Origin of the sequence: Streptomyces viridosporus T7A, from assembly GCF_008704515.1 — a bacterium.
GTDB lineage: Bacteria > Actinomycetota > Actinomycetes > Streptomycetales > Streptomycetaceae > Streptomyces > Streptomyces viridosporus.
The window spans coordinates 2,811,030-2,828,042 of record NZ_CP023700.1 but is presented as its reverse complement, the minus strand read 5'-3'; the positions used below and the strand labels follow the sequence as shown (position 1 = coordinate 2,828,042).

The 17,013-nt window shown below is 73.1% G+C and carries 15 protein-coding genes; 11 read left to right on the top strand and 4 right to left on the bottom strand.

Going from position 1 to position 17,013, the window contains the following annotated elements; genetic code table 11:
- The 11 genes from CP969_RS13190 to CP969_RS13140 all read left to right on the top strand — a co-directional run bounded on the left by CP969_RS13190 (position 1) and on the right by CP969_RS13140 (position 11,015).
- Positions 1-1,254 carry an MCE family protein gene (locus CP969_RS13190; protein ID WP_026085215.1) on the top strand — a complete coding sequence of 418 codons (1,254 nt, stop codon included), beginning with the start codon at positions 1-3 and terminating at the stop codon, positions 1,252-1,254.
- Positions 1,251-2,309, top strand: coding sequence for an MCE family protein (locus CP969_RS13185; RefSeq protein WP_004988588.1), 1,059 nt, complete (start codon positions 1,251-1,253; stop codon positions 2,307-2,309). Before CP969_RS13190 ends, CP969_RS13185 begins: the two co-directional genes overlap by 4 nt.
- A complete protein-coding gene (locus CP969_RS13180; RefSeq protein WP_004988589.1) occupies positions 2,306-3,391 on the top strand; it encodes an MCE family protein in 1,086 nt (361 codons plus the stop codon). The genes CP969_RS13185 and CP969_RS13180 overlap by 4 nt, the downstream gene beginning before the upstream one ends.
- A complete protein-coding gene (locus CP969_RS13175; protein ID WP_026085217.1) occupies positions 3,388-4,431 on the top strand; it encodes an MCE family protein in 1,044 nt (347 codons plus the stop codon). The genes CP969_RS13180 and CP969_RS13175 overlap by 4 nt, the downstream gene beginning before the upstream one ends.
- Positions 4,428-5,759, top strand: a complete 1,332-nt coding sequence (locus CP969_RS13170) for an MCE family protein (protein ID WP_016826428.1) — start codon at positions 4,428-4,430, stop codon at positions 5,757-5,759. The genes CP969_RS13175 and CP969_RS13170 overlap by 4 nt, the downstream gene beginning before the upstream one ends.
- Positions 5,756-7,033, top strand: coding sequence for an MCE family protein (locus tag CP969_RS13165; protein ID WP_016826429.1), 1,278 nt, complete (start codon positions 5,756-5,758; stop codon positions 7,031-7,033). Before CP969_RS13170 ends, CP969_RS13165 begins: the two co-directional genes overlap by 4 nt.
- Positions 7,030-7,545 (top strand): hypothetical protein, encoded by a 516-nt coding sequence (locus tag CP969_RS13160; RefSeq protein WP_004988595.1) that lies wholly within the window; start codon positions 7,030-7,032, stop codon positions 7,543-7,545. The genes CP969_RS13165 and CP969_RS13160 overlap by 4 nt, the downstream gene beginning before the upstream one ends.
- Positions 7,542-8,195, top strand: coding sequence for a nuclear transport factor 2 family protein (locus CP969_RS13155; protein WP_016826430.1), 654 nt, complete (start codon positions 7,542-7,544; stop codon positions 8,193-8,195). Before CP969_RS13160 ends, CP969_RS13155 begins: the two co-directional genes overlap by 4 nt.
- A 27-nt stretch (positions 8,196-8,222) precedes the next feature.
- Positions 8,223-8,771: a nuclear transport factor 2 family protein gene (locus tag CP969_RS13150; protein ID WP_016826431.1), complete on the top strand. Its 549-nt coding sequence runs from the start codon at positions 8,223-8,225 to the stop codon at positions 8,769-8,771.
- Between the two features lie 45 nt (positions 8,772-8,816).
- On the top strand, positions 8,817-9,692 hold the full coding sequence (locus tag CP969_RS13145) for a hypothetical protein (protein WP_016826432.1): 876 nt from the start codon (positions 8,817-8,819) through the stop codon (positions 9,690-9,692).
- Between the two features lie 63 nt (positions 9,693-9,755).
- Positions 9,756-11,015 carry a lytic transglycosylase domain-containing protein gene (locus CP969_RS13140; RefSeq protein ID WP_016826433.1) on the top strand — a complete coding sequence of 420 codons (1,260 nt, stop codon included), beginning with the start codon at positions 9,756-9,758 and terminating at the stop codon, positions 11,013-11,015.
- A 42-nt stretch (positions 11,016-11,057) separates the two neighbouring features.
- On the opposite strand, the gene CP969_RS13135 is transcribed toward CP969_RS13140, so the two are convergent.
- The 4 genes from CP969_RS13135 to mmsA all read right to left on the bottom strand — a co-directional run bounded on the left by CP969_RS13135 (position 11,058) and on the right by mmsA (position 16,992).
- Positions 11,058-12,782: a pyridoxal phosphate-dependent aminotransferase gene (locus CP969_RS13135; protein WP_150474924.1), complete on the bottom strand. Its 1,725-nt coding sequence runs from the start codon at positions 12,780-12,782 to the stop codon at positions 11,058-11,060.
- A 204-nt stretch (positions 12,783-12,986) separates the two neighbouring features.
- Positions 12,987-14,147, bottom strand: a complete 1,161-nt coding sequence (locus CP969_RS13130; protein ID WP_016826436.1) for an aldose epimerase family protein — start codon at positions 14,145-14,147, stop codon at positions 12,987-12,989.
- 53 nt (positions 14,148-14,200) lie between these two features.
- Positions 14,201-15,445 (bottom strand): multiple monosaccharide ABC transporter permease, encoded by a 1,245-nt coding sequence (mmsB, locus tag CP969_RS13125; protein ID WP_016826437.1) that lies wholly within the window; start codon positions 15,443-15,445, stop codon positions 14,201-14,203.
- The gene (gene mmsA, locus CP969_RS13120) at positions 15,442-16,992 is read right to left on the bottom strand and encodes a multiple monosaccharide ABC transporter ATP-binding protein (protein WP_004988614.1); all 1,551 of its coding nucleotides are present in this window, start codon (positions 16,990-16,992) and stop codon (positions 15,442-15,444) included. The genes mmsB and mmsA overlap by 4 nt, the downstream gene beginning before the upstream one ends.
- Positions 16,993-17,013: the final 21 nt, after the last annotated feature.

Genomic DNA, 17,013 nt, shown 5'->3' with positions numbered 1-17,013 from the left:
ATGAGCGGAGCACGAGGCGAAGCGGTGCGCCGCCGGTGTGCCGGGGTGGTGTTCCTGCTGGTCCCCGCCCTGCTGGTCTGGCTGGCCGTCGCCGTCTACGACAAGAGGTTCACCGACTCCGACCCGGTGGTCGTCGAGACCGGCAGCGTCGGCAACGAGATGCACCTGGGCGCCGAGGTCAAACTGCGCGGCGTCGTCGTCGGCGAGGTCCGCGCCGTCGAGGCCACCGGCGACGGGGCCCGGCTCACCCTCGCCATGAAACCCGGCGCCCTCGACGACGTGCCCTCCGACGTCCGCGCGCAGATGCTGCCGACCACCCTGTTCGGCGAGCGGTTCGTGGCCCTGGTGCCGCCCGAGGCCCCCTCGGCCGAACCCCTGGCCCCCGGAGCCGTCATCCCCCAGGACCGCTCCGAGAACGCCGTCGAACTCCAGCAGGTCCTCGACGACGTCCTGCCGATGCTCACCGCCGTCCAGCCGCACAAGCTCTCCGCGACCCTGTCGGCCGTCTCGCAGGCCCTGGAGGGGCGCGGGGACCGGCTCGGCGACACGCTCGGCCGACTGGACGCGCACCTCAGGGAGTTCAACCCCCACCTGCCCACCCTCAACCGGGACCTCAAGCACCTCGTGAAGGTCAGCCATGTCTACGCGGACGCCGCGCCCGACATCATCACGGCGCTCACCGACTTCACCACCACCAGCGGCACCCTCGCCGAGCAGGAGGCCGCGTACGCCGGCACCCTCGGCGCCACCACCCGGACGGCCGAGGACATGACGGCCTTCCTGCGGCAGAACGAGAAGAACATCATCCGGCTCAGCGCCACCAGCCGGCCCACCCTGGAACTGCTCGCCGAGTACGCCCCCTCCTTCCCCTGCACCCTGCGCACCCTCGCCGAGTTCGTGCCCGCCATGGACAAGGCGCTCGGCAAGGGCACCGACCGGCCCGGCATCCACGTCGACGTCACCGCCGTCCCCTCGCGCGGCGCCTACCTCCCCGGCCGCGACACCCCGGTGTACGGCGCCGGCGGCGGCCCCCGCTGCCCCTCCGTGCCCTACCTCGGCTCCCTCGCCCGGCCCGCCGCGCAGGCCGCCGCGGCGGCCGACCAGGACCTCGGGCCCGCCAACTCCCCGCAGGAGAACGACCTCGTCAACGAACTGCTCGCACCCGCCGCCGGCCGGCACCCCGGCGACCTGCCCGACTGGAGCAGCCTGCTCGTCGGCCCGGCCTACCGCGGCACGGAGGTGACCCTCGGATGACCAGCACGGACCACGCGCACACCCGGCGCCGCCCGCTGACCGGACCGCTGCTCAAGTCCCTCGCCTTCGTGGTGGTCACCGCCCTCGCCACGACCGTGCTCGGCCTCAGCGTCGCCGACACCGGCGTCGGCACCGGCACCAGCACCTACCGGGCCCTGTTCACCGACGTCACCGGACTCGTCGACGGCGACAGCGTACGGATCTCCGGGGTGGAGGTCGGCGAGGTGACCGATGTCCGCGTCGTGCAACGGCGCACCGCACAGGTCACCTTCACCGTCCGCGAGGACCGCCGGCTGCCCCGGTCGGCCACCGCCGCCGTGAAGTACCTCAACATGGTCGGCCAGCGCTACATCGCCCTCGACCGCGGCAGCGGCGACCTCACCGGCACCCTCGAGGCGGGCGACACCATCCCGCTCGACCGCACCACGCCCGCCCTCGACCTGACCCTGCTCTTCAACGGCTTCAAGCCGCTGTTCGAGGGGCTCTCCCCGAAGGACGTCAACGAACTCGCCGGATCGATCGTGCAGGTGCTCCAGGGCGAGGGCGCCACCGTCGACAGCCTGATCCGCCACATCGGCTCGCTCAGCACGACCGTCGCCGCCAAGGACGAGGTGATCGGCGAGGTCGTCGACAACCTCACCACCGTCCTGGAGACCCTCAACGACCGCGAGGACGGCTTCGACGACCTCGTCGTCACCCTGCGGGACCTCGTCACCGGCTTCAACGACGACCGCAAGCCCCTCGGCGAGGCGGTCGAGGCCATGGGCGACCTGACCACCGTCACCGCCGGTCTCCTCGAGGACGGACGCGCGCCCCTCGAACGGGACATCCGCGAACTGGGCCGGCTCTCGACGGGCCTGGGCGAACACACCGGGCAGATCGAGGACTTCCTCGACCGGTCCCCCGCCAAGATGACCGCCCTGGCCCGCCTGTCCTCCTACGGATCGTGGTTCAACCTCTACCTCTGCGAGGCACGCGTGAGCGGAGTGACCACCTCCGACGGCTCCGAGGCGCCGACCGGCATCGCGATCACCGAATCGAGGTGCCGCGGATGAGACCCTTCGCACGGCGCGACCGGACCGGCCGGCCGGCCGCGTCCCGGCGTCCGCGCATCACACCGGTCAGGGAACGCAACCCCGTCGCCGTCGCCGTCGTCGGGCTGCTCGCCCTCACCCTGCTCACCGCCCTCGTCCACAACGCGCAGCGGCTGCCGTTCGGCGGCGGTACGCACTACAGCGCCGACTTCTCCGAGGCCGCCGGCCTCGACGAGGGCGACGAGGTGCGCATCGCCGGCGTCAAGGTCGGCGAGGTCACCGGCGTCGCGCTGGACGGCGCCAGGGTGAAGGTCACCTTCGAGGTCGAGGACGCCTGGCTCGGCGACCGGACGACCGCCGCCATCGCCATCAAGACCCTCCTCGGCGACAAGTACCTGGCGCTCGACCCGCTCGGCTCCGGCCGGCAGGACCCCGGCAGCCGCATCCCGCTGTCCCGCACCACCTCCCCCTACGACGTGACGCAGGCGTTCCAGGACCTCGGCTCCACCGTCGAGGAGATCGACACCCGGCGGCTCGCGGAGAGCTTCGAGACCCTCTCCGAGACCTTCGAGAACTCCCCGCCCCATGTGCGCAAGGCCGCCGACGGCCTGTCCGCGCTGTCGAGGTCCGTCTCCGAGCGCGACGCGGAACTCTCCGAACTCCTCGAGGGAAGCGCCCGGTTCACCAAGACGCTGCAGAACAGGAAGTCCAGCTTCGAGACCCTCATCGAGGACGGCGGCTCCCTGCTCGGCGAACTCCAGGACCGCCGCGACGCCATCCGCGCCCTGCTCAAGGGCAGCAGGAAGCTCGGGATCGAACTCGCCGGCCTCGTCGAGGACAACGAGAAGCAGCTCGGCCCCACCCTCAAGGCCCTCGGCCGGGTCACCGACGTCCTGGAGAAGAACAACACCCAGCTCGGCAAGACCCTCGCGCTGGTCGGCCCGTACTACCGCCTGGTCGGCAACACCCTGGGCAACGGCCGCTGGTTCGACAGCTACCTGTGCGGCGTCGTCCCCCGCGACTACCTGCCCGAGACGTCCCTGCCCGAGACCGGCTGCATGCCGCCGCGACAGGCGGCGGCCCAGGGGAGCGGTGAGCGATGAGCAGACGCAGAAGAGTCCTCACCGGCGTGCTCGCCCTCGCGGTGCTCGCCGCCAGCGGCCTGACCGCCGTCCGGGTCCTCGACTCCGACGGCACCCGCATCACCGCCTACTTCGACCGCGCCGTCGGCATCTACGCCGGGTCCGACCTGCGCGTCCTCGGGGTGCGGGTCGGCGAGGTGGAGTCGGTGCGGCCGCAGGGCACCACGGTGCGCGTCGGCCTCCTGCTGGACGAGGGCGTGAAGGTCCCCGAGGGCGCGCGGGCCGTCGTCGTCGCGCCGAGCGTCGTCGCCGACCGCTACGTGCAGCTCACCCCCGCGCACAGCACGGGCCCCGCCCTCGCCGACGGCGCCGTCCTGCCCGCCGCGCGCAACCGCACCCCCGTCGAGATCGACCAGCTCTACGACTCGATCACCGAACTCGGCCGGGCGCTCGGCCCGGACGGTGCCAACTCCGGCGGCGCCCTGTCCGAACTGCTGAGCACCGGCGCCGCCAACCTCGAGGGCAACGGCGAGGCCATCGGCGACGGCATCGAGGAGTTCGGCAAGGCGGCCAGGACCCTCGACGGCAGCAGCGGCGACCTGTTCGACACGCTGCGCAGGCTCCAGACCTTCACCACCATGCTGAAGGAGAAGGACACCGACGTGCGCACCGCGCAGGAACGCCTGGACGAGGTCGTCGGCTTCTTCGCCGACAACAAGGACGACCTCGCCGGCGCGCTCGAGGAACTCGGCACCGCGCTCGGCCAGGTCAAGACCTTCATCGAGGACAACCGGGGCGAACTGAAGAAGAACGTCGACCGGCTGGTCCCCCTCACCCGGACCCTCGTCGAGCAACGGGCCTCGCTCGCCGAGGCACTGGACGTGGCGCCGCTGGCCGCGGGCAACGTGGTGAACGCCTACAACCCCGACACCCGCACCCTCGACGGCCGCGCCAACCTCAACGAGATCAGCATGGGCGGACCGCTGCTGCCGCTGCCCGCGACGGGCGGCTCGTCCGCGCACGGCGACGGGCCCGCGGCCACCGGGAAGGGGGAGCGATGAAGCGCGGCGGACGGCACTTCGGCCCCAGGGCCGCGGCGGTGAGGCGCGGCGCGCTCACCACGGGCGGCGCCGCCGGCCTCACCCTGGGCGGACTCCTCGCCCTCGGCCTCGGCTTCACCCTGGCCCTCGGCGCGGTCACCGTCGAGCTGCCGCGCTTCGACGGCATCGAGGACCTGCCGCTGCCCGGCGGCGCCGACCTCGGCGACCACCCCTACACCGTCACCGCCGAACTCCAGGACGTGCTCAGCCTGGTCCCGCAGTCCGCGGTGAAGGTCAACGACGTCGCCGTCGGCCGGGTCACCCGCATCGAACTCGGCCGCGACGACTGGTCGGCCCGCGTCACCATGAGGATCAACGGCGACGTGCGGCTGCCCGCCGACGCCACCGCCCGGCTCGAACAGTCCAGCCTGCTGGGCGAGAAGTACGTCCAGCTCGTCGCCCCCGACCGGGAGGGCGGAGCCGGAAGGCTGGAGGACGGGGGCGTCATCCCGGTCTCCCGCACCAGCCGCAACACCGAGGTCGAGGAGGTGTTCGGCGCGCTGTCCCTGCTCCTCAACGGCGGCGGCGTCGACCAGCTCAGGACCATCACCCGGGAACTCAACGCGGCGCTCGGCGGCCGCGAACCCGAGGTCCGCTCCCTGCTGAAACGGGTCGACACCCTGGTGACCGACCTCGACGACCACCGGGGCGACATCACCGACGCCCTCGACGCCGTCAACCGGCTCTCCGCGACCCTCGCCACCCGCAAGGACGACGTCGGCACCGTCCTTACCGACCTCTCACCCGGGCTGAAGACGCTCGAGAAACAGCGCGGCTCCCTGCTGACCATGCTGCGCTCCCTCGACACGCTCTCCGGCGTCGCCGTCTCCACCATCGACGCGAGCAAGGACGACATGATCGCCGACCTCGAGGCCATCGCGCCGACCCTGAAGGCCCTCGCGGACGCGGGCGCGGACCTGCCCGACTCGCTCCAGGTGCTGCTGACGTACCCGTTCACCGACGAGGTGCTGCGCGGGGTGAAGGGCGACTACCTCAACGTGTACCTGAGCATGGTCGCCGCGCCCGGGACCCAGGTGATCCCGCCCCTGGTGCCCCGGGACGCGGCCCCGCCGTCCGCCCCGGCGGGCGGCGGACCGGGCGCGGCGGGGGAGAAGCGGTCCGCCGGGAAGGGCGGCGGCGCACCGGGGGCCGCGTCACCGTCGTCGTCCGTTCCGCCGTCGGGGGCCCCGTCGCGGGACTCCTCGCCCCTGCCGCTGCCCTCCGTGTCCGCGCCCGCCACCGGGACGGGCGCGACACCGGCGGCCCCGGACGGGGGTGAGGGCAGGTGATCACCCTCGCCGTACGGCTGAAGAACCTCGCCTTCCTCCTCGTCGCCGTCCTCGCCCTCTCCTACCTCGGCCTCCGCTACGCCGACCTCGGCCGGTACGTCGGCGTCGCCGACCACTACACCGTCGACGTGCGCCTCCCGCGCACCGGTGGCCTGTTCACCCACTCCGACGTCACCTACCGGGGCGTCTCCGTGGGGCGCGTCGGACCGATCGGCCTCACCGCCGACGGCGTCGTCGCCGAACTGCGCATCAAGAAGTCCGCCCCGCGCATCCCCGCCGACACCCGTGCCGTGGTCGCCGGCCTCTCCGCCGTGGGCGAGCAGTACATCGACCTGCGGCCCGAGAGCGACGGCGGCCCCTACCTCGCCGAGGGCGCCCGCATCGAACAGGCCGACACCCAGGTGCCCGCACCCGTCACCGACGTGCTCAGCAGCATCGACGACCTCGCCCGCTCCGTCCCGCTCGACGACCTGCGCACGGTCGTCGACGAGTTCGGCAAGGCCTTCGAGGGCCACGGCGACGACCTCCAGGTCCTGCTCGACAGCGGCAGCGACTTCGTCGAGGCGGCCGACCGCGCCCTGCCCTCCACCACCCGGCTCATCACCGACGGCGAGACCGTCCTGCGCACCCAGGCCGAGGAGGAGCGGGCCATCCGCGACTTCGCCGTCGGGGCGAAGGAGCTGGCCCGCACCCTCAAGGGCTCCGACGCCGACCTGCGCCGCCTCCTCACCGTCACCCCTGAGGCCGCCACCCAGGTCAGCGGCGTCCTGCGGGACCTCGACCCGAGCCTCGGCGTCGTCCTCGCCAACCTCCTCACCACCTCCGAGATCGCCGTCACCCGGCAGCGCGGCACGGAGGAACTCCTCGTGAAGTACCCGGCGGCCGTCGCCGTCGGCGCCACCGCCGTCGACGGAGGGAAGCTGAACCTCGGCATGGCCGTCACCTTCTTCAAGCCCCTGCCCTGCACCGCCGGATACGGCGCCACGCGCTACCGCAACGGGCTCGACCTCGGTACCACGCCCGCCCTCAACACCGGCGCTGCCTGCACCGCCTCCGCCGCGGACGGGTTCAACGTGCGCGGCTCGGCGAACGCCCCGAAGGGCGGCGCGGTGCCCGACCCGGCCAGGCCCGGCTCCCTGCCCTCCGGCAGCGGCGGGGCACGGACCGGCGGACCGGCCGCGCTCCCCGGTGCCCTCGCCCTGCCCGGCCAGGACGGCGAGGCGCCGCAGGACATGGCGGGACTCCTCGCCCCGGCCGGCGGGAGCACGCGATGAGGCGGGCCCGGGTCCTCACCGGCGCGGGGCTCGCCCTGGCGCTCGGCTTCTGCGGCACCGGTGCGTGGACGTACGCGCAGGCGCGCACCGACGACGCGCTCGCGTACGGCCGGGAGCGGGACGAGGCGCTCGCCGACGGACGGGAGGGCGTCGCCGTGCTTACCACGCTGGACGCCTCCACCCGGCAGCGGGCGGAGCAGGGCATCCGGGCCTGGCGCGACGCCTCCACCGGGCCGCTGCGCGAGGAACTGGGCCGTACCGAGGCGAAGGCGGGCGCCTCGGCGCGCGGCACGGTCACCGAGGCCGCCGTCACCGCGCTCGACACGCGCACCGGCACGGCCAAGCTCATCACCACCGTCCGTGTCGAGGTCACGCCCGCCGGGTCGAAGAAGCCGGCCACCGACCGCAAACGCCTGGAGGCGGTCCTGGCCCGCACGGACGAGGGGGAGTGGAAGGTGCGGGCGCTGAGCGCGGTACCGCTCGCGCAGGAGCAGGAGGGCGGGGACCGATGACGCCGACACGGCTGCTGCGCGGGGGCGGGCGTCCCAGGAACGAGAGTTCCGGGAACGAACTCTCCGCGGACACGACGGACACGACGGACACGACGGACACGACGGACACGGCGAACGAGGCGGACGGTGCCCGCACCCGCCGGCCGCCCGGCGGTCGTCTGCGGCGGGCCGCCCTCGCCGGGACCGCCGCGGTGCTCGTCCTCGGTGGCTGCGGCTTCCTCTACGGCGCCCACCAGTTGACGTCGGCCGAGTCCGCCCGCAACCGCGCGCTCACCGACACCGAGGCCACCACCCGCGTCGCCGGCGAGGTCGGCAACGCCCTGGCCCGCGTCTTCTCCTACACACCGGACGGCACCGCGGCCACCGAGCGCTCCGCACGCACCGCCCTCGGCGGCCGCGCCGCCCGGCAGTACCGGGAACTCTTCGACCGGGTCCGCGACGACCTCACCGGGCAGCGCGTCACCCTGAGCACCCGAGCCGTCCGCACCGGGGTGATCGAACTCGACGGCGACAGGGCGCGCCTGCTGGTCTTCCTCGACCAGACCTCCCGTCGCGGCGAGGACGAGGCCACCACCGCGGCGGCCCAACTCACCGTCACGGCCCGGCTCGAGAACGACCGGTGGCGGATCGTCGACCTCAAGGCCCGCTAGCACGTGCGCGAGAGACTGGAGCACCCCATGAAACGCGCGGTCCGCGCCCTCACCGCACACCGCCCCCGGCCGCTGCCGTCCCTGGTCCTCGTCCTCACCCTCGTCGCGGGCGGCTTCGCGGCGTGGACGGGGCAGGACTGGTACCGCGCGGCCCACGACGACCGGGCCGCGTACGCCGCGCAACGGGACGAGGCGCTCGCCGCCGGGGAGCAGGCCGTGCAGAACCTCAACACGCTCGACCACCGGGACCTGAAGCAGGGGCTCGACCTGTGGGAGTCGTCGACCACCGGTGAACTGCACGAACAACTGTCCTCAGGGCGTGCGGAGTTCGCCGAGCAGGTGAAGGAGGCGAAGACGGTCACCACGGCCCGGGTGCTGTCGGGCGCCGTCACCGAACTCGACGACCGCGCCGGCCGCGCCCGGGTGCTGATCGCCCTGCGCGTCACCGTCAGGGCGTCCGACGGCGCGAAGACGGACAAGGACAGCCGCATGCTCGGCGAACTCACCCGCACCGGGGGCCGGTGGAAGCTGAGCGCCCTGGGACAGGCCCCCGTGGGCGGCGCACCGACCGGCTGACCCGGTTCCGTACCGCGCAGGCCGCCGCACCGAGAGGACAGCACGATGTCGACGACCCGTCACCACATCAACCGCCAGCGGCGCCGCCAGGCCCGCGCCACCCGGTCCGCCACCTCGGCCGGGACCCCGGAGAGCGCCGGAAGCCCGGCCCGTACGGGCGGCACGGCCGTCCTGCCCCCTCCCGGCTCCCCGCCCCCGCCCTCCGCGCGGACGGCCGAGACGGCCGCGGACGGGAAGGCGACCGCGGACGGGAAGGCGCCCGGATCCGGGAAGGTGCCGGGGCCCGGGAACGGGACGGCGGACCGGAAGGCGTCCGGGGCCGCGCTCGACGGGGAGGGCGCCCGGGGCCGGTCGCGTCGCCCGGCGGGTCTCGCGGCGCTCTGCGTCCTGACCGTGCTCCTCGGCGGCTTCGCGGGCTGGGCGCACGCGGAGGCCGAGGCGCTCCGGGACGACCCCGCGCTGCGCAACACCGCCCTGACCGACCTGGCCCGCACCAGCGAGCTCAAGGGGCGGACGTCCCAGGCCGTCGACCGGCTCTTCTCCTACGACCACACCGATCCCGGCGCCCTCGAGGAAGCCGCGCGGGACCTCCTCACCGGAAAGGCCGTCGACCAGCACCGCGCCCTGCTCGCCGACGTCCGGAAGCGGGCCGACGCGCAGAAGGCGGTGATCACCACGACGGTCACCGAGAGCGGGGTCGAACGGATCGACGGCGACCGGGCCCGGGTCCTCGTCTACGCCGACCAGAGCAGCGTCGGCACCGCCGGGAACGGTACCGCCGCGGGCGGGGCGGACAGGACGGGCGGGAGCCGGAAGAGCGCGGGGGACGAGGGCGTGTACGCGGGCGCCATGCTCGCCGTCGACGTCGTGCACCGCGACGGACGGTGGCTCGTCTCCGGCATCGACACCTTCGGCCGCTGAGGGCCGCACGACCGACGGAACCCACGGGCGCACGCGCCCCCGCATCCGACAGGAGTGACAGCCATGCCCCTACGCCGCGCACGACGTCCGCGCACCGGCCGGACCCGCAGGGGACTGCGGACGACCGCCCTCACCGTGGCGGCCATGGCGGCGCTCACCGCCTCCCGGGCGCCCGGACTCGTCGGGGACTTACGGGACGCCCACGCCGCCCCGTCCGCCGACGACGCGCGCGGGCCGGCGGCGGGCGGCCCGTACGCCGAGCCCGCTCCTCCGGGCGACGGTTCCTACCACACCGAACTCCCGCCCCTGACCACCCCGGAGGTCGCCTCGGCCGCCCCGGCGCTCGTGCGGGACCTCCGTTCGCAGTCCGGCATCCCGGCCACCGTGCTGCGCGCCTACCGCGCCGCCGAGGCCTCCGTCGGCAGGACGGACCCCGGCTGCCGGCTGCCCTGGGAACTGCTCGCGGCGATCGGCAAGGTCGAGTCCGGTCAGGCGCGCGGCGGCGCGGTCGACGGCAACGGCACGACGCTGGGCCGGATCACCGGGCCGCCGCTGAACGGCCGGGGCTTCGCCCTGATCCGGGACACGGACGGGGGCGCCCACGACGGCGACACGGTCTACGACCGCGCGGTGGGCCCGATGCAGTTCCTGCCGTCCACCTGGGCCCGCTGGGGCACGGACGGCAACGGCGACGGCCGCGCCGACCCGAACAACATCTTCGACGCGGCCCTGGCGGCCGGCCACTACCTGTGCGCCGGCGACCGGGACCTGGGCCGGGCCGCGGACCTGGACCGGGCGGTCCTCAGCTACAACCACTCGCGCTCCTACCTGGAACTGGTCAGGTACTGGCTGGAGTTCTACCGCCAGGGGGTCCGCCCCGTCCCCGACGGCAAGGGCGTCGTCCCGAGGAGCCCCGGCGCGGGCGGCGACACCCCGGCGACCGAACCCGTCGACGGCGGGAGCGGCGGCAGGGGGAACGGGAAGGAAGGGGGCGGCATCGTCATCGGCCCGGACCCGGGCACGACGGCCGGTCCCGGGCCGTCCCCCTCCGCCCCTTCGCCGTCGCCCACCCCGGCGCCCTCCGTCCCGTCCCCGGAACCCACCTCCCCGACGGCGCCCCCGACGAGCCAGGGCCCCTCGCAGCCGCCCGGCGGGTCCCCCACCGAGAGCCCGTCGCCGACGCCGGACCCGACGACCGATCCGAGTCCCTCGCCCACCGCCCCGGACGACTGCCCTGCGGAGTCCGCGACCCCGTCCCCCGACCCCAGCGCCTCCCCGACCGCCTCGCCCTGTCCGACGGCCCCGGCCCCTGCCTCCGAGTGAGGCCCGGCACCCGCCGGGCGGACGTCCGCGTCCTCGGCCCGCCTATCCCGTTCCCGCCGCGTTCGGCCAGGCCTGCGGTCCCGGCCAGCCCGTCGCCGGGACGCCGGAGAGGCCGTCGGTGCCCCTGACCTGGGCGGCCGTCAGGCCGCCGCGGGCGGGGACGCCGGGCGGGGTGGGGCCGGTGGGCGGGGGCACCTGGGCCGGCGCCGGGTAGACCGGTGCGGGGACCGGCGCCGGCTCGGGGACCGGTGCCCGGGCCGCGGGCGCCAGGGGGTGCGGGACCGGTTCCGGAACCGGCTGGGGGACCGGCTCCGGAACCGGTTGGGGAACCGGCGTCGGCGCCGGCTGGGGGACCGGCGTCGGCGCCGGCTGGGGGACCGGCGCCGGCTGCGGCCCCATCGAGGCGGCCGCCGGCACCGGCGTCCCGCCGCCCGCGCCCACCGCCGGGGCGGACGCGGCGGCGGGGAGCGGCACGCCGGTGTGGGCGGCCGGTGCGGCGGGGAGCCCCGGGACGTCGGCTCCGGCGCCGACGGCCTGGGCGGCCAGGCCCTGGGTGCCCGCGCCGTTGGTCTGGCTCACCAGGCGGTCCACCGCTGCCGTGCCCGAGCTGTAGCCGGTTCCCGTGGCCTGCTCGGGCACCGGGGCACCCCTCCTGGGCGCCCCGTAGAGCACCTGCTCCAGGCCGGTCACCAGGCGGCGCACGTCCACCTGGGGGCGCACCACGAGGCGCAGGAAGCGGCTGGAGGAACCGATCTTGTTGCCGCACTCGCGGACCAGGATCCGGTGCTCGGTGAACATCCGGTCCCGGACCACGGTGCCCTCGGCGCCCACGGGGAGGCGCACGAAGAGGAAGTTGCCCTGGGAGGGGTAGACCGTCAGGCCGGGCAACGAGGAGAGCTGGCCGGACATGTCCATGCGGTCGCGGCGGACCTGGTGCAGGCTCCGGGCGTACTCGGCCCCGTGCTCCTTCAGCATGAACACCACGTGCTCGGCGAAGGAGTTGAGGTTCCACTTGGGGAGCATCGACCGCACCTTCCCCGCGAGCGCCGGGTTGGCGACGAGGTAGCCGAAGCGGATGCCGTGCAGGCCGAAGTTCTTGCCGAGGCTGCGCAGCACGATGACGTTCGGCCGCAGCATCGCCTCCTGCACCACGCTCGGTTCCGCCTCCGCGTCGGCGAACTCCAGGAAGGACTCGTCGACCACCACCAGGTCGAGGTCGGCCATCGCGTCCATGAACTGCACGATCGCGTGCTTGTGCTGGAAACCGCCGTCGGGGTTGTTGGGGTTGCAGACGACGGCCACCCGGGTGCCCCGCGCGCGGATGAACTCCGCGTACTGCGCGAGGTCCAGGGCGAAGCCGCTGGACTCCTGGAGCGGGAACATGTCGACCCGCTTGCCGGTCTCCATGGGCTGGTCGGTCCAGCGGCCGAAGGTGGGGACGGGGACGGCGAGGGACTCACGGACGAGGAGGTGGTCGATCCAGGTGATCAGCTCGGTCGATCCGTTGCCCATCGCCACGCACTGCGGGGGCAGTCGGAGCAGGTCGCACAGCTCGGCCGTGATGGTGTCGGCGCTGCTCGGGTAGTACGTGACGATCTCGCGCAGCCTGACCGCCATCTCCTCGAACATGGCGGGGGTGGGGAAGTAGGGGTTGCAGGGGATGCAGAAGTCCACCGGGCCGGCCCCGTCGCTCTCCCGCGTCAGCGCCGCCATCGACGGGCTGTGCGCCGCGGTGCTGCGGAACAGCGAGAGGGCGTTGTCGGCCATGGAACCTCCGTGGGCGGCGGGCCCGCCGGGGACGTACCGGGCCCGTCATGCGTGGGTGGCCCGCGCGGGGGAGCACGGGCCACCCGTACATACGAAGGGGGGTGTGACGCTGTTCAACCGATGTGAAAAAAGTGTGACGTCGGGAACCCGGGGCGCGTGTCACGCGTCACGCGCCCCGGGTCACCGGACTCCCGGCCGCCGGCTTCAGGCGCCGAACGAGTGGATCGTCGTCGTCCGGTACGTCCGGCCCGGCCGCAGCACGGTCGACGGGAACGACGGCCGGTTCGGCGAGTCCGGGAAGTGCTGGGTCTCCAGGCACAGTCCGTCGCCCTGCCGGTAGACGCGGCCGCCGGTGCCGACGAGGGTGCCGTCGAGGAAGTTGCCGGAGTAGAACTGCAGGCCCGGCTCGGTGGTGGCGATCCGCAGGGTGCGGCCGGAGGACGGGTCGCGCAGGGTCGCCGCGTGCTCGGGGCGGGCGGTGACGCCCTTGTCGAGCACCCAGTTGTGGTCGAAGCCCTGCCCGTACAGCACCTGCTGGTGGGGGGTGCGGATGTCCCGGCCGATCGGCTTGGCCCGGCGGAAGTCGAAGGGGGTGCCCGCGACCTTCGCCAGCTCGCCCGTGGGGATCAGCCCCGCGTCGACGGGTGTGTAGCGGGAGGCGGCGAGGGACAGTTCGTGGTCGTGGACGGAGCCGCTGCTCTCGCCGGCGAGGTTCCAGTAGACGTGGCTGGTGAGGTTGACGACGGTGGCCTTGTCGGTGGTGGCCTCGTAGTCGATGCGCCAGTCGCCGTCGCGGGTGAGGGTGTACGTCACCGTCGCCCGCAGCGTGCCCGGGTAGCCCATCTCGCCGTCGACGCTGGTGTGGTGCAGGCGCAGGCCGACGTCGGAGCCCCGGGTGAACGGCTCGACGTCCCAGACCCGCTTGTCGAAGCCCCGCGCGCCGCCGTGCAGGCTGTTCTCGCCGTCGTTCACGGAGAGCTGGTGGACCGTGCCGTCGAGGGTGAAGCGGCCCTTGCCGATGCGGTTGCCGTAGCGGCCGATCAGGGCGCCGAAGTAGGGGCTGGAGGCGACGTAGTCCTCGAGGGCGTCGAAGCCGAGGGAGACGTTGGCGTACCGGCCGCGGCGGTCGGGGACCTCCAGCGACTGGACGATGCCGCCGTAGGACAGGACCCTCATCCGGGTCCCGCCGTTCTCCATCGACCAGCTGTGGACCCGGGTGCCGTCCGCCAGCCTGCCGAAGAGCGTCCTCACGGGCTTCCCCCCGCCCCCCGACCCCGACGCGTGCGCCGTCCCGCCGACCGTGGTGGCGGCCGCGACCCCGGCGGCCGCGGCTCCCGCGATGACCGTGCGTCTGTTCAGTTCCATGTGCGGCTCCCGTGATGGAGGGGGCCCCGCCGTCCGGCGGGGCCCGAGCTGACCTACGAACCGACCTTGCGCTTGTTCCACACGTCGAACCCGACCGCCGCCAGCAGCACCAGGCCCTTGATGACCTGCTGCCAGTCGGTGCCGATGCCGACGAGGTTCATGCCGTTGTTCAGCACGCCCAGGACCAGACCGCCGATGATCGCGCCGAGCACGGTGCCCACACCACCGCTCATCGACGCGCCGCCGATGAACGCGGCCGCGATCGCCTCCAGTTCGAAGTTGAGACCGGCCTTGGGAGAGGCCGCGTTGAAGCGGGCGGCGAAGACCAGACCCGCCAGGGCCGCGAGCATGCCCATGTTCAGGAAGACCAGGAAGGTGACCTTCTTGTCCCGCACGCCGGACAGCTTGGCCGCGGGCAGGTTGCCGCCGATGGCGTAGATGTGGCGGCCGATGACGGCGTTGCGCATCACGTAGCCGAAGCCGACGAGCAGCGCGCCGAGGATCAGCAGCACGATCGGGGCGCCCTTGTAGCTGGCCAGCAGCAGCGTCACCACCAGGATGGCGGCGGCCAGCGCGACCAGCTTCAGCAGGAACAGCTTGGCGGGCAGGACGTCGAGGGCGAACTCCTGCTGGCGCCGGCGGTCGCGGACCTCCTGGAGCACCACCAGCGCGATCAGCGCGAAGCCGAGGAGCAGGGTGAGGTTGTGGTAGTTGGTCTCCGGGCCGACCTCGGGCATGAAGCCGTTGGCGATCTTCTGCAGGCCCTTCGGGAACGGGCCGAGGGTCTGGCCCTCCAGGAAGATCTCGGTCAGGCCGCGGAAGGTCAGCATGCCCGCGAGGGTCACGATGAACGACGGTATGCCGCCGTAGGCGATGAAGAACCCCTGGATCGCGCCCGCGATGGCGCCCACGGCCAGGCACAGCACCACCGCGAGCGGCCACGGCAGGTCGTTGCGGACCATGAAGACGGCGGCCATGGAGCCGACGAACGCCGTCAGCGAGCCGACCGACAGGTCGATGTGGCCCGAGATGATGACCAGCATCATGCCGATCGCGAGGATCAGGATGTAGCTGTTCTGCAGCACCAGGTTGGAGACGTTGCGCGGCAGCAGCAGGTCGCCGTCGGTCCACACCGCGAACAGCGCCACGATCAGGCCCAGGGCGATCAGCATGCCGTACTGCCGCATGTTGCGGCGCATGCCGTCCAGGACCAGTTGGAGCAGGCCGTCACCCGTGCCCGCCCCGCTCCTGCCCGGCGGCGCGGCGGCCGGGTTCTTGTCGGTGACTTCCGTGCTCATCGGGTTACCTCTTTGTCCTTCGTCATCTGACGCATCAGCGCTTCCTGGGAGGCCTCGGCCCGCGAGAACTCACCGGTCAGCCGCCCGGCGGCCATCGTGTAGATGCGGTCGCACATGCCCAGCAGCTCGGGCAGCTCGGAGGAGATGAAGACGACCGCCTTGCCCTGGGCGGCCAGCTGGTCGATGACCGTGTAGATCTCGTACTTGGCCCCGACGTCGATGCCGCGCGTCGGCTCGTCGAGGATCAGCACCTCGGGACCCGCGAAGATCCACTTGCTGAGGACGACCTTCTGCTGGTTGCCGCCGGACAGCTTGCCCACCGGCTCGAAGACCGTCGGCGCCTTGATGTTCATGGACTTCCGGAAGCCCTCGGCGACCTGCCGCTCCTCGTGCTCGTCCACCACGCCCCGCCTGGCGACCTTGCCGAGGGCGCTGAGGGAGATGTTGCGGTTGATGGTGTCGATGAGGTTCAGGCCGTAGTGCTTGCGGTCCTCGGTGACGTACGCGATCCCGTGCGCGACCGCCTCGGGGACGGTCTTCGTGCGGATCTCCCGGCCGTCCTTGAGGACCGTGCCGCCCGCGTACCGTCCGTAGGTGCGGCCGAAGAGGCTCATCGCGAGCTCGGTGCGGCCGGCGCCCATCAGGCCCGCGATGCCGACGATCTCGCCGCGCCGCACGGTCAGCGACACGTCGTCGACGACCTTGCGCTGCTGGTCGATCGGGTGGTGCACGGTCCAGTTGCGGATCTCCAGCGCCGGGGCGGTGCCCTCCTCGGGGTGGTGCGGGGTCCGCTCCGGGAAGCGGTGCTCCAGGTCGCGGCCGACCATCCCGCTGATGATCCGGTCCTCGGTGGTCTCGGGGGCCTTCACGTCGAGCGTCTCGATGGTCTGCCCGTCCCGCAGGATCGTCACCGAGTCGGCGACCCGGCGGATCTCGTTCAGCTTGTGGGAGATGATGATCGAGGTGATGCCCTGTTCCTTCAACTGCAGGATCAGGTCGAGCAGTTTGCCGCTGTCCTCGTCGTTGAGCGCCGCGGTCGGCTCGTCGAGGATGAGCAGCTTCACCTTCTTCGACAGCGCCTTGGCGATCTCCACCAGCTGCTGCTTGCCCACGCCGATGTCGGCGACCCGGGTCTCGGGGTGCTCGTGGAGCCCCACCCGGCGCAGCAGTTCGGCGGCGTGCCGCAGGGTCTCGTTCCAGTTGATGAACCCGCGGGTGGCGTGCTCGTTGCCGAGGAAGATGTTCTCCGCGAGGGAGAGGTACGGCACCAGGGCCAGCTCCTGGTGGATGATCACGATGCCGTGCTGCTCGCTGGCCCGGATGTCCTTGAACCGGCAGACCTCCTCCTCGAAGAGGATCTCCCCCTCGTAGGTGCCGTGCGGGTGGACACCGGAGAGGACCTTCATCAGGGTCGACTTGCCGGCGCCGTTCTCGCCGCAGATGGCGTGGACCTCGCCCTGCCGGACGGTCAGGCTGACGTCCGACAGCGCCTTGACGCCGGGAAAGGTCTTGACGATCGAGCGCATTTCCAGGACGGGTCCCGCCATGGTCGTGCCTTCCGGTCGGTG